Annotated in this window: 7 protein-coding genes; 5 read left to right on the plus strand and 2 right to left on the minus strand. The window is 36.2% G+C overall.

Annotated elements, in window-relative coordinates:
• Nucleotides 1–215 precede the first annotated feature (215 nt).
• Nucleotides 216–1,763, plus strand: a complete 1,548-nt coding sequence (locus F6K54_RS00065; protein ID WP_293072756.1) for an OB-fold nucleic acid binding domain-containing protein — start codon at nt 216–218, stop codon at nt 1,761–1,763.
• Nucleotides 1,764–1,850: 87 nt separating this feature from the next.
• A complete protein-coding gene (locus tag F6K54_RS00070; protein WP_293072759.1) occupies nt 1,851–2,738 on the plus strand; it encodes an ADP-ribosylation family protein in 888 nt (295 codons plus the stop codon).
• 595 nt (nt 2,739–3,333) lie between these two features.
• Here F6K54_RS00070 and F6K54_RS00075 read toward each other — a convergent pair.
• A complete protein-coding gene (locus F6K54_RS00075; RefSeq protein WP_293072762.1) occupies nt 3,334–5,940 on the minus strand; it encodes a DNA topoisomerase (ATP-hydrolyzing) subunit A in 2,607 nt (868 codons plus the stop codon).
• Between the two features lie 1,487 nt (nt 5,941–7,427).
• Between F6K54_RS00075 and F6K54_RS00080 the strand changes: the two genes are divergently transcribed.
• Both F6K54_RS00080 and F6K54_RS00085 read left to right on the plus strand, forming a co-directional pair.
• Entirely contained in the window at nt 7,428–8,591 is a 1,164-nt protein-coding gene (locus tag F6K54_RS00080; protein ID WP_293072765.1) for a transposase, read from the plus strand.
• A 138-nt stretch (nt 8,592–8,729) separates the two neighbouring features.
• Nucleotides 8,730–9,128: a response regulator gene (locus F6K54_RS00085; protein ID WP_287273528.1), complete on the plus strand. Its 399-nt coding sequence runs from the start codon at nt 8,730–8,732 to the stop codon at nt 9,126–9,128.
• Nucleotides 9,129–9,749: 621 nt separating this feature from the next.
• Here F6K54_RS00085 and F6K54_RS00090 read toward each other — a convergent pair.
• Entirely contained in the window at nt 9,750–11,978 is a 2,229-nt protein-coding gene (locus F6K54_RS00090; RefSeq protein WP_293072773.1) for an amino acid permease, read from the minus strand.
• Nucleotides 11,979–12,603: 625 nt separating this feature from the next.
• Here F6K54_RS00090 and F6K54_RS00095 point away from each other — a divergent pair.
• Entirely contained in the window at nt 12,604–14,259 is a 1,656-nt protein-coding gene (locus F6K54_RS00095) for a YcjF family protein (protein ID WP_293072776.1), read from the plus strand.
• The last annotated feature ends 720 nt before the right edge of the window (nt 14,260–14,979 follow it).

The raw sequence follows: 14,979 nt of genomic DNA on the forward strand, positions 1-14,979 counted from the left end.
TTTTCCGTTGCATTCTCACAATTTTTCTGATATCATAAATGTTATTGGGTGTTGCTCGCCTATACGCATGATTTTTTATTCAACACAAAAAATAGTATTGTGTAAAACGCGCCATTCGGAGCGTAGCGACAGCTATATCGCGAATGTTAATGTCAAAGATACCAAATGAGTTCTATTTAGTTTTAATTCTTGACTTTTAAAAAGGAATTATCGTCGTGGTAAAAATTGTTTCTCGCAAGCTGGCAAAAACAGAAAATGTTTACGATATTGGTGTAAAAAAAGACCATAACTTTGTCTTAGCAAATGGGTTAGTTGCCTCTAATTGTTTTAATAAATCTCATTCCACAGCTTATGCTTATGTGGCTTATCAAACTGCTTATTTAAAAGCCAATTATCCAGTCGAATATATGGCAGCTTTAATTACTGCTAATAGTGGCGACCAAGATAAAGTACAAAAATATATTGCTAATTGTCAGAAATTTAACATTGAAGTCGAACCACCAAATATTAATCGCTCAGAAGTAGATTTTACTCCTTTGCCAAAAGTAGCTACAGGAGAAACAAAAGATAAAATTTTATTTGGATTATCCGCAGTAAAAAATGTAGGTGAAGGAGCAATAGAAGCAATTTTAAAAGCAAGAAAAGAAGGGGGAGAATTTAAATCTTTAGCCGATCTCTGTGACCGTGTTAATCTTAATGCTCTTAATAGTCGTACTTTAGAATCTTTAATTAAATGTGGAGCTTTCGATAAAATTGAACTAAATCGTCACCAATTAATTAAAGATTTAGAAGGTGTAATGAAATGGGCACAAGATAGAAATAAAGACCGGGATATGGGACAATTAAATTTATTTGATGTGGCAGAAGCAACAATGCCAGCTTTTGATTCTGCTCCTAAATCTTCACCTGTTTCAGATTTTCCAGCCAAAGAAAAATTGCAGTATGAAAAAGAAATTCTAGGATTTTATGTATCCGACCATCCTCTCAAATATGCACAGGAACAAAATCAAATTCGGGATGCTATTTCTATCGCTCAAATGAAGGAAAAAAAATCTAAGTCAGTTATAAAATTATTGGTAATGTTAGCTGGAATTAAACCTCATATTACGAAAAAAGGCGATCGCATGGCATTTCTGCAAATAGAAGATATGACTGGGCAAGTAGATGCAGTAGTTTTTCCCAAAATATATGAAGAAATTAAAGATTTACTGACAGAAAATGCACTTTTAGTATTGACTGGAAAAGTTGATAAGAAAGATGATGAAAGTCAGTTATTGGTAGATGGTGCAGAAGCAGTAGAAAAGGTAATGGCAGACGCAGTTGAACAACAGGAAAAACCATTTACAGAATTAGATAATTATCAAAATGAATTGAGAAATAAAGAGATAGAAATTAACCAACCTATTGCAGAAGTAGAAAAACCAATAGAGCAATTAGAAAGTCAAAAAAATCCTCCGAAAAAAGACCCTGAATTATTAATAACTGAAAATGGTTCTGCTAAACAAAGACAAATAATTATCTTGCAAATACCAGTAAATATTATTCCTGAAAATGATTCTTTATTTGAACAAATTCAAGCTATTGTTGAAGAACAATCTTCTGGCGATCGGGAAAAAGCAAAGGTCGCAATAGGAGCATTAATATTTGATGATAAACAACAAAAGTTAGTACAGTTTGGTCGGCAATTTTGGGTTGAAGACGGGGAGAAAACTATTAATAGTTTTAAGGCTATAAGACTTGAGGCAGAGATTATTAGTTACTAACATCGTATCTTGATTGAATATCTATAATAAGATAATAGCAAATAGGGGTAATTTTGGAATATTCTATCTTGAGAGAGAAAAAAAATTATGGAAGAGTTTGCAGATATTCAACGCTTGCTAAAAGGGTATTATAATATAGATTTTCCAACTTCAATCTTTCAATTAGCTGATTTTTTACAAAACTATCCTGAAGAAGAATTGGAGATTGATTTAGGTACAATTCGTGTATCTCCTTCTGGACTATTGAGCTTGATATTAAACCCAAAATTACTAACTGAAAATTTTAAGAAATTAGCACTTCTTCACTTTCGCTACTATCGAGATTTACCAGAATTTTTTACATATTTACATGGAGATTGTGATGGTTTGCACTGGGGACTTCTACTTGATGACCCTTCTGTTGGTTTTCGAGGTGCTGCGTCATACTATAACAATGATGGTGATGAAATAACGGTCTACAGTAGCATTTTCTCAGCACTTATTGATCGGTGCAAGGAAGAGCTTGAATATTGTGATGAATGTCTTGCAGATTTTCCAGAGGATGAGGATGAAGATTATTTAGAGACTAAAAGTATAATTAATAGATTTTTAGAACGCATTCAAGATTATATAGGCAAGAATTCAATAGAGATTGTCGAAAATCGAGTAGAGAGCGTTTCATCAGATACTGGTTTGGGACTTTGTGTACCTGAAAAGTTCCGCAGAAATGAATCATTAAAGGTTTATAGTAAACGTAGCAATGAAGGATACAAAGCACTTCTTGATGAATGTACAGATGATAACGTAGTACCTGCTTTAAAGGCAGGTCGATCTTTATGGTACTGGGGTGGTGAAAAATATTCTGAGAGAGCCTACAATTTACTTAAAAAAGCTTACACCATACTCCAGCGTGAAAAATTGTTACACATTCTTGATATTCACTATAATAACAGGGAAATTGAATGGGTGGACATGACTGACTCACAAGAAGTCTAAACTGGAATCGATAATTTTTAGCAAATGACCAACTATTCGTTCTTTCTACCTCCACAAAAAGACTTTATTAAGCAAAGCCTAATTAGGGTTTGCTGAAAAAATCTTTTGGCATGGGTAGGAGTCAGGAGACAGGAGACAGGATACAGGAGAAATGGGAATTTAGAGGGGGTAGGAGTAATAATTTTCCCTTGATTTTTCTGCGCAATTATGAGCCTAAAATACTAATTTTTTGAACCATTACGACCTAAAAGCTTAGACTTTTTTCAACTAAGAAATGCTAAAACATTTATATGTCAATGCTTTTAGATTTAATCAGCAAGCCCTAATTAGTGATAAAAAAAAACTTTCTCCTTCCCCCCCTCTTTCTTATTCTTTATTTCTTTCTTACTCCTGACTCCTGACTCCTAAGAAATACCCTAAATATTTGTAGCAAACATTTATTAATTTGGTATAGCACTTCAGTTATTAAGTAATTAACACTGGTATTATCACCTTTTTGCTAATAATTAGTAAGTTAATGTTAATTATTCTTATGTTTACTTCTCCCTCACTCCCCTACTTCCCTACTCCCTCACTCCCCTACTCCCCCACTCTCTCAATAACCAACAACCTTAATAATCCTCTCCTTTGCCCCCAATTTCACCAACCGACTCCCCCTATCATCCTGCCCATAAACTTTAACCGCATCCACCATCATTCCACAAACCTTACCATCAGTTGTTAACATCTGAGCCACTACACCCGACTCACCAACAACTATTCCCGCCAAAACATCAGTTTGTCTCGTAAACTGAAAAGCATTCTGCCCAATACCACCACGATTAGCAACTCGCAACGAACCAATAGCAATACGCTTTCCATAACCCTGTTCAGAAACTAAAAATAAATTGCTTTCTCCATCCAAAGTTACACAACCTACCAACTCCTCTTGTTTTCTTAATCTTGTTGCTTGAGATCCCTGCGCAGTACGTCCCATTAATGGTAACTGTTCCTCATCTATTTCTAATCTTAATAATCTCCCCCCAGAAGTTGCCAAAACTACTTGTTCCCCTACCTGAGCTAAATTAGAATAACGTAATTCATCATCTTCCTTTAGTTTAATTACTGTTATACCGCGATTTGTAATATCACTTAAATCAGACAAAGGTAAACGTTTAATTTTACCATTTTGAGTCAACATGATTAAATCTTTATTTTCTTCAGCCTCCTGTAAAACAAATTGAGCAATAATAAACTCCTGACGAGCATCCGTCATTTCTTTAGTTGCTGACGGTGATAATAATGTTACTAAAGGTACACCCTTATACTCATGTCGTGTTGTCGAACGATTAGAACCAGAAGGAATATCATTTACCTTCAGAGGATAAGCTTTACCAGTACGAGTCAATACCACTAAAGTTTTGTCTGTAGTTGCCTCAATTATATTAATAGTAAAATCATCATTATTTTCAGTAATAATATTAGATTTTTTATCAATTTGATGCTTCTCAAATTCTTTAGCAGCTAATCGTCTTACATATCCTCGGTGAGTAAATTCTATAACAACCTCTTCAGTCGGTGGTGGAGCAGCCTCCAAAGTCAAAAATTGTGATTCAACAGTTGTACTTTTTGATTTTCTACCTCTACCTTTAGCTGCTTTATTTGTTTCTCGATCGCCAATTTCTACATTGCTTTTCTGTTGAGAAACAGAAGCATTTGATTCCGCTTGAACAATAATTCGAGTACGTCTAGGATCACCATACTTGCGTTTTAGAGTCCGCAATTCTTTTTTCAACGATCTCAGAAGTAGACGGCGATCGCTCAACAAACCCTGTAACTCTTGTATTTTCCCTCTCAGTTGCTCATATTCTTCCTCTAATTTTTGTCTTTCTAAACCAGTCAGTCTGCGCATTGGCATTGCCAGAATAGCATCAGCTTGATTTTCGCTTAAACCCAAACTTTCTTGAAAACTAACCTTAGCACTACTACCATCAGGAGCATTTCTGAGAATATCAATCGTAGTATCCAAATCTTTTAAAGCTTTAAGCAAACCCTCAACTATATGGCACCTACCTTGAGCTATTTCCAAATCATTCCTGTAGCGACGAGTTAAAGTTTGCTCCCTAAAACTAATAAACTCCTGTAAAAAATCTCGTAGAGATAACTGTCGTGGTTGTGCATCAACCAAAGCCAACATAATAGCACCAAACTTTGAAAGTAAATCAGTGTGCTGATAAAGGTGGTGAAGTACAACACTAGGATCAGCTTCACGTTTAAGTTCAATTACAACCCTAATACCAGAGCGATCGCTTTCATCTCGCAAATCAGAAATACCCTCTATTTTACCCGCATTAACCAAATCTGCTGTTTTTTCAATCCAACCCGCTTTATTAACCTGATAAGGCAACTCTGTCACCACAATAGCCCTTTTTGTACGACGCCCACGAGCTGTAGGAACTTCTTCAATAGTAGCCACTCCCCTGATAGGAATACTACCTCTACCTTTAGTATAAGCATCAATAATGCCATCAGTACTAACAATTTCCCCACCAGTAGGAAAATCAGGCCCAGGAATCAATCTAAATAACTTTTCATCGGAAAGATTAGGATTATCAATTAAAGCAATGAGGCCATCCACTACTTCTCCCAGATTATGTGGCGGAACATTAGTCGCCATTCCCACTGCAATACCAGAAGAACCATTAAGTAATAAAAAAGGTAATTGTGCCGGTAATACAGTAGGTTCTTGCTGGGAGCCATCGAAGTTGTTGGTATAGTCAACTATAGCCTCACTAATTTGGGTAAGTAAGCCTTCATTGCTAATAGATGCCAAACGACTTTCTGTATACCGCATAGCAGCAGCAGGATCGTTGTCGATAGAGCCAAAGTTACCATGTCCATCAATTAATGGATAACGACTGGAAAAGTCTTGAATCATCCGTACCATGGCATCATAAACAGCTTGGTCCCCGTGAGGATGATATTTTCCCAGAACATCTCCAACCACCCTGGCACATTTACGAAATGGTCTGTCTGGGGTGAGACCAAGTTCATGCATAGCGTATAGAATTCGACGATGCACTGGCTTTTGTCCATCTCTGACATCTGGCAAGGCCCTACCAACAATCACACTCATGGCATATTCAAGATATGATTGCTGCATTTCGATGTGCAGCGCTGCAGTAACGACTTGTCCGGAGAGTAGATTTAATTGTTTGGCCATGAGTTGCTATTTAGATTACGATTTATAAAAAATGACGAATCACAATTGACAGACTAAGTCAAAATGTTATGACAATTTAAGATTTTCAGCATGGAATACCTAAATTTTCTCAAAAGTAACAAGGAATACCCAACTTATATGCACATCAGTTTACTAATTGGTAGTGTATTGAGGGATGTTTTTTTCTAATTCAGGCAAAGTAAATTTAATATTTTTATAGACTCTCACAGTAGTAATTTTTTTTTAATGTATACAAGATTGTTTGGAAATATAGCAATCAGGAGTCAGATGTGAGAATTGAGGTGTTCCTTTAAAGTATAGAATATAGCAGTTATCTTATTCTTATGTATTGGTTTCTTCCCTCCATACCTATTCCCTAAAACAAAAGTCTCCAATATCTCACAAGTAAAATCATATTGCTATAGTAGCTAACACACCTCAAATCTTTTGACCATAGTTGATTATAGGAATAATTATTTATATTTGATCGAGCAAAAATTTGGATTAAGGCTTAAAATATTACCTACTTAACTTAGGCAACTAATACATTGAAGGCTATCCAGATCGAAAATATCTGCTATGCCACTCTAGAAAGTAGTACAATTACATAAATGCAAAGTATGTTAACCTCAATTATGCTGAATAAATTGAAATCTTACCTTAGATAATTATGTATAATTATTAATATTTTAGGTTCCTGCATTGGAGCTACTAAAAAGTAAGCATTTCCTGCGGAATGCTGCGCAAACAGCTATTAGCTGTCAGCTCTCAGCTCTGATGAGCGGGTTTTAATGAATATAGACTTTAAAGCTAGTTTTTATAGTAAGTATCAATTCTGACTCAATTAGTAAAGCTTTTACCTCAAATTAAAAGCAATAGCTGATGGTTGAATGCTTACATTAAAAGTAGTATTTCCAGATTACTTTTCTCATCATCATAGCAGGCAGAAGAAAATATATTCTCAATCTTTATCTCAATAAGATTAGACTATTAAACTTCTCTCTAGTGAGATAAACGTTCAAAAACTCACAAATAACTATGAGAAAAATTTAAAACAATATCTATTTAGTCAGTTGAGTAAATCATTGTGTAATTTTTAATTGATTAAACTGAAAGTAGTTAAACTAATACCATTTCACTTAAAAAATGTCACAAATAGTTGGTAACTGATGAAGTCAAATAATAAGCTTTAATTACTGGAGAATAGACGTTTTAAGTACTTAAAATATCATTTTTGACTTTTGACTTTTGACTTTTAACTTTTGACTTTAGTGAAACGATATAAGTTGGCTTTCCCTATCTATAAGAAAATTTAGCTGAATCGTCGAGAAGCCTCACGCTATAATTTTTGATTTGGCGTGAGATGAATCGGCAGCAAATTGAATAGGTTCGAGGCCCATTCAATTGGCCAACATCCCAGCAAAAGCTTTCGCCCTGGTTGAAAAACTTGTATGATTCTATTGCTATCACTCCGGGAATTTTCCACCATGCGCACTGCCTACCAATATAAATTAAGGCCCAATAAAGAACAGTTAGCCACAATAGAATTGTGGTTGGAATTGTTGCGTCGGCAGTACAACTATCGGTTAGGTGAAAGGTTCTCATGGTGGTCAGAAAACCGTTGTCCAGTTAACGCTTGCCCCTTAGTGATGCCAATTCCTCAACTCTTAGATGATCCAAATTATTACTCTCAAAAACGAGATTTGGTCAATACCAAAGACAAGTTTCCTGAGTATAAGCTAGTTCATTCTCAGGTGTTGCAGGATTGCATAAAGCGGGTAAAGCTTGCCTTTGATAGATGGTTGAAAGCCGACAAAAATGGACAGAAATTAGGGAAACCAAGGTTTAAAGGAAAAGGACGTTATCGCAGTTTTACTTATCCTCAAATCAAACTTGACTGCATGGAAGAAAATCAAATTAATTTACCCAAAATTGGCAAGGTAAAGTTGATTCAGCATCGTCTAATACCAGAAGGATTTATAATTAAAACTGTTACGATTAGTCGTAAAGCTGATGGTTATTATGTAACTTTATCTCTAGAAGACAAATCAGTTCCAGCTTTGACTTTTAATGTTGAACCTACATTAAAAAATACTCTGGGAATCGATATGGGGCTAAAGGAATTCTTAGTAACAAGTGAAGGAGAGTCTGTCCCTATACCTCAATACTATCGAAAATATCAGCAGCGATTAAAGACTTTACAGAAACGTTTATCTCGAAAGAAAAAAGGCAGTAAAAGGTGGTTAAAAGCTGTCAAAGCTGTAGCTAAACAACATAAAAAGGTTGCCGATAAACGTAAAGATTTTCACTTCAAAACAGCCAATGAATTGTTATCAAAAGCGGATGTTATTGCCCACGAAAACTTAAATATTAAAGGGCTAGCAAAGACTCGTTTGAGTAAATCAATTAACGATGCTGGATGGGGACAATTTCTAACTATTTTAACTGTCAAAGCCGGAAATGCTGGACAGAAAACTATAGGAGTGAACCCCAAAAATACTAGCCAAGATTGCTCAAATTGTGGTGAAAAAGTCCCCAAAGAATTAAATATACGAATTCATTCTTGTCCGCATTGCGGTATTGTAATAGACCGCGACTGGAATGCAGCGATAAATATAAAAAATAGGGCGGTAGGGCCCAGACGTCCTTAAAGCTCGTGGAGCTCGACGGAATACCGGGGCTACGAAACGAGAAGCCCACACTATAGCGCCAGCAAGCGTGTGGGAGTATGTCACTCTAAACTTTATAATGGGGTGTTTAAACTTACGAGTATTTAGCGGGAGACTTATATGAAAACTGTTTTGATTGTAGAAGACGATCAAGTTAATGCTAGAGTTTTTTCCAAGATTTTGACCAAAAGAGGCGGTTTAGCTGTTAAGCACACAGAAGATGTGGAAGAAGTAGTAAAAATGGCTAACTCAGGAGAAGCAGACTTGATTTTGATGGACGTTTCTCTAGCTCGTAGTGTTTACCAGGGTAAATCTGTTGATGGGATTAAAATTACTCAAATTCTTAAAGCTGACCCTAAAACAGATAAAATACCAATCATATTAGTGACAGCTCATGCTATGGCAGGCGATCGAGAATCTTTTTTGAAGCAAAGTGGTGCGGATAGTTATATTTCTAAACCAGTAGTGGATCATCAAGAATTTGTCAGTCAGATTAAGGCATTGTTACCTCCTGATTAATTATCATCTAAAAAATGACCACAAATTTTATTAGAATATAACTCTAACTTAAGATGATAATCCTGCTCTAATTTTTACATTTTTGGAGCGGGATATATATTATGGAAGAAGGAAGAAGAAAAGTATTACTTTGTCTGAGTTTTAAACTTTTGAACTGTCCGCGCCCTTTGCTTCAACTGCAATACTATAGCAGTTTTCATTAACCATAAAATACAGAAATTTTTACTTAAAGGCAGAAGGTAGAAGTTTTGTAGTCTACCTTATATATATAGCTAAAATATCTAATAGACCTCTTGCCAAAGTTTTCATTAAATCAATTCAAAATGTGAAATTAACAATTTTATCAAAATAATTGAGTCCTGCAACCCCGTTTTGATTAGCAAAATAAATACTTTTGGAGCGGGGCTCAAATCCCCCTTACAAAAATAATATCAAATCCGCTTAATTCGGTATAAAAAAACTTCTTCCTTCTAGCCTTTTCTTCCCTTCTGCCTTCTGCCTTCTGCCTTCTGCCTTCCTCCCTCCAAAGTGTGGGTATTCAACCGGATTTGATATAACTTCTGAATTCTGAATTCTGAATTCTGACTTCGTTAACTCCCTATTCCCTGACTTCTGTGAAAATTAGCGATCGCTGAGAACTTCACCATAAGAAAAACCTGGTGCTGCCAGAACAAATACTGTACTAGGAAGATTAGCAGTTTTGGACTGTAAATCCTCGTAATACTCAGTAAAATTCTCCCCTGGAGTCCTAATACCAAGAAAAATCAAGTCAGCATTTTCAGAAGACTCATGCAAGATGTCATAGAAAGGACGACCATTAGAAACTAAAATTTGAGATACAGTGCGAATGCGTAAATTTCTAATCACACGATCAACATTTGCCTGAGTTGGTTGAATAGCAGCTTGTTCGGGTACTACAAGTTTCAAGTAAATTTCCGCATTCCGCCAATCAATATCTGTACGCAGCAAATATGCAAGAAGTAACATTAAGCCGCCATTATTTTGTAAACCACCCCACCAGACATCAATTTGACGATGTTGACCAAAACCACGATCGCTATCTTCTCGAAAAATCACTACATTTTTCTTAGCCTTATGAATATGACCAATCAACTGACAGTAGCGATGACGCCTAGAAGGTTCCTGACTATCTCCAAGTACAACAGTATTTGGCGTTAGTGGCCCAATGCCATAAGTTTCCACCAAGAGTTTAGCACCATCAAAAAAGTCTGTAGCAGTAACTACTCGCACCAGAGCTTGTACCCCTCGCTTGTCCAAATACTCACGAATCGTATCTTGCATATCACTTTGCTGAGACACATCACGAGACGCACTAGGCAGAACACTACAAATAGTAATCATACCTCGATTATGAGTCAGGTCATCTGCAAACTGAATCAATAGCCAGCGTTTTTTCGCTATCCCAGACAAAACTAAAATATGTGGCCGCCAATTTTTAGTATCTTCCTCACCTAATTGAAGAATTCCTTCCCGCACCAACGCCATCCATATTCCGCGTCTAGCATCTCCCCAAGTTGTCTCTAACTCCCTTCGCTGTAGCCAGAAAAATATTACCAGCACTATCAAAGCAGCAATAACTGTAGCCACAGCATTAATCAAAAACATCACTGCCAGACAACCAAGCGCTCCCAACATTGATAATGACCAATGGACTTGAAATGTAGGACGAAAAGAGGGGCTTTGTAAAAAGCCTTCTATACCCGCTGAAACATTTAAAACCATATAAGTGGTCAAAAAGAACATTGTCAGCACTGGGGCAATAATATTTAGGTCACCAATACAAACCGTGGCAGTAGCTACACCTAAAGTTACCGCTGTACCAATCCTGGGTTCATCATTTGGCCCATTACCATTACCGAGAAAAGATAACCAACTAGGTAAAACTCCATCTCTTGCTAAAGCTTGTAAGACTCTTGGTGCTCCCAGAATACTACCGATCGCGCTTGAAAGAGTTGCCCCCCAAACTCCCAACAAAATTGCTGGTCCCCAAAAAGCCATTTCTTTCATCACCAGAGGTTGTTCAATTAAAGTAGTAGCATCCGCCCGCATAGCCAGGATAATTGGTAGTACCATATAAACTACATACCCCGTACCAACGGCTGCCAAAGTACCTACAGGAATTGAACGGCTAGGTTCTCGCAAGTCTCCAGACATACTCACCCCTGCCATAATACCTGTTACGGCTGGAAAGAAGACCGCAAAAACTGTCCAAAATGGTTCTGATACTATCTCTGAAGCTCCCGATATTTCTATGTTTGTTGTTTCTAGGGGATGTCCGAATGCAAATGAAACTAGAGATAGAACTATTGCAGCCATAATAAAATACTGGGCCTTAATAGCAATTTCTGCCGAAGTTATAGCTAAGACTGCCACTGCTATAGTTGTAATCAGAGCTACATATAGTTGGTTAAGGCCACCAAAAGCATCTACTAAGCTTTCTGCAAAACCAATAGTATAAAGAGCTACTGATAGAGCTTGGGCAAAGTATAGTGGTATTCCCACTGCACCACCTGTTTCAATACCTAGAGACCGACTAATCATATAGTAGGCACCACCTCCTCTGACTATTCGATCTGTGGCGATCGCGCTGACTGACAAAGAAGTTAGAAAGGTAATTGCTGTGGACAAAGTGACGATAATCAAAGTTCCCAATAAACCAACATTACCTACTACCCACCCAAAGCGGAGGTACATAATTACACCCAAAATTGTCAAAATTGAGGGAGTATAAACACCACCAAATGTTCCTAAACCTGTTTCATTACTGTTGTCAGAAATAGTTTTTGGAGTTGATTGTGTTTCTTCTGATGGTTTTTTAAATAGCTTCATACATACAAAATTTTAATATTTTAACTTCTTTTTCAAGTTATCCATAACATTTAATTAAATATTTATCTTTGCTTTATATCTAGTACAGGATGGCAGAAATAACTAACCAGTTACAAAATCCTAAAAGCCTTACCAATCAAAAATGATTAACTTTTGACTGTAATGAAGTGCGTCTTACATTCTGGAGGGGCTGTGTGCAGAATTACTTCCGCACAGTAGGCGCCCCGTAGGAAACCTCACCAATTAGCACTCGCTTTTGACTTCCGCGTAGTGGCACTAGCTTTCAAGTCTTAGATTTTAGATAGTGTTTCAACTCAAAATATTGCACACCAATAAATAATAGGGATTTTTAAAGCGGATGTTCTTTTTTCTTGATTAATTTAATTTCTAGAACAAAAAAACTCCTGACCATCAGCTTGTGAACCAAAGAAATTTTAGATATACCAGCCATAGGGGTTAGGACATAAGCTGATAATTAATCGAATACATTCCACTTTTTTTATCACTATTAGCTCTTACCTGCTATATAACCAAAAAAATCAAGTCTCCTGCCCTTTTAAAGGGATAAAAAAGAAAATACTGATAACTGAATTTACCTCAAACCTCTTATTTCAAGTAACTCGAAATGTCTACTTCCCGCTTGTTAATATTGATTCTAGGTTTAAGCCTAGTTTTATTTCTCATAATTTGGCTGATTGGTTCTTTATCATGGCTATATAGTCAAGTTTCATGGTCCGCTCCTCCACTTTTGGCCAACTTATTCTTACTATTATTAATTTTCCTCATTGGAATAGTCATTTTTGCTTTCATATATTATCTGAGACTATATACCATTCAAAAAAATCAACGGCGACGAGGTTCAAAAGTTAAAGTTAAGATTCCGGTTGTGAAATCTGAGGTAGCTTCTGAATCTCTCAAAGCTTTGAGACAACAGGCTATATTGATTCAAGATGAGGTTGCTCGACAAGCGTTATTAGAGCGTTCACAAGAAATAGAAGCTAGTCTAGCACGAGGTGATGTAAAAGTAGTTGTTTTTGGTACTGGTTCTGCTGGTAAGACTTCTGTGGTTAATGCGCTAATGGGTCAGATGGTGGGTAGGGTAGAAGCACCTATGGGGTCAACTACAGTAGGAGAAACCTATCATTTAAAAATGCCAGGATTGGAAAAAGAAATTTTGATTACTGATACTCCAGGAATTCTAGAAGCGGGAGTAGCAGGTACAGAAAGGGGTCAACTGGCACGAATTTTGGCGACAGAGGCGAATCTATTATTATTTGTGGTTGATAATGATTTACAGAAGTCTGAATATACTGCTTTTCAATATTTGGCGGACATTGGTAAGCGATCGCTTGTGGTCTTTAATAAAATTGACCTCTACACTAAAGAAGACCAGGAAGCAATCATTGTTAAGCTCAGGGAAAGATTAGTAGGGTTTAGCAAGATGGATATTGTGGCGATCGCTGCTCATCCTCATTCTGTTAAGCTTGAGACTGGGGAGATATATCAGCCAGAACCTGATATTATGGCTTTAATCGGACGTATGGCTGCTATTTTGAGGTCTGAAGGAGAAGATTTGATTGCGGATAATATTTTGCTCAAATCTCAACGTTTAGGGGAAGAGGCAAGATGTTTAATTGATGCTCAAAGACGACGACAAGCAGAGAAGATTTTAGAAAGGTTTCAGTGGATAGGGGCAGGGGTTATTGCTGTTACGCCTTTGCCTGTAGTTGATGTGTTGGCCACAGCAGCAGTTAATGCTCAAATGGTGGTAGAAATTGGCAAAGTTTATGGTTGTGAATTGAATTTTGAAAGAGGGCAAGAGTTAGCAATGTCTTTGGCTAAAACACTTGCTAGTTTAGGTATTGTTGAAGGGGCGATTAAATTAATTTCTACAGCTTTACAATTAACTATAGCAACTTTTTTAATTGGGAAGGCAATTCAAGGAGTAAGTGCAGCTTATTTAACTAGAATTGCTGGGAAGAGTTTTATTGAATATTTTAGTCATAATCAAGATTGGGGAGATGGTGGCATTACAGAGGTAGTACAAACACAATTTCAATTAACAAGAAAAGATGAGTTTGTTAAGTTGTTTATTCAAGATGCGTTGGCTAAAGTTGTAGAGCCTTTAACTAATATTTATTCCCAGAATGAAGAAGTTGAAATGGAAAAAGAATCTGATGAGGAAGATGAAATAAATTATCGACCTCAAGGGAGTACAAAGCAAGATAATACTATTAATGATTGGGATACAAAAAGTAGAACAAAATGGGAAAATTGGTGATTTTATAAGGTATAAAAATAGTGAGTAGGCAGAAATAATTAATGTATTTAGTACGATAATTAATTTGATTTTTTATTATTAGGAGATACAACTGATTCCGCTTGAGTTAGATACACCCTCTCTTCTTCAGACTTCTAACTTTTGACTTCCGTTGACTTCCGTACTTGAAAGTTGACTGACAGTTTGTTCAATTAAATTCTGACTTTTGACTTTTGACTTCTAACTTCTAATTTCTAACTTTTGACTTCTAACTTTTGACTTCTAACTTCTAACTTCTAACTTTTGACTTCTAACTTTTGACTTTTGAATTCTAATGATTGGGATACAGAAAGTAGAGCAAAATGGGAAGATTGGTAATTTTATAACGTAGAAAAATAGGGAGTAGGCAGAAAGAATTAATGTATTTAGACGATAATTAATTTTATTTTTTATTATAGGAGATACAACTGATTCCGCTTGAGTTAGATACACCCTCTCTTCTTCAGACTTCTAACTTTTGACTTCCGTTGACTTCCGTACTTGAAAGTTGACTGACAGTTTGTTCAATTAAATTCTGACTTTTGACTTTTGACTTCTAACTTCTAATTTCTAACTTTTGACTTCTAACTTTTGACTTCTAACTTCTAACTTCTAACTTTTGACTTCTAACTTTTGACTTTTGAATTCTAATGATTGGGATACAGAAAGTAGAGCAAAATGGGAAGATTGGTAATTTTATAA

This window comes from Okeania sp. SIO3B5 (assembly GCF_010692555.1).
GTDB lineage: Bacteria > Cyanobacteriota > Cyanobacteriia > Cyanobacteriales > Microcoleaceae > Okeania.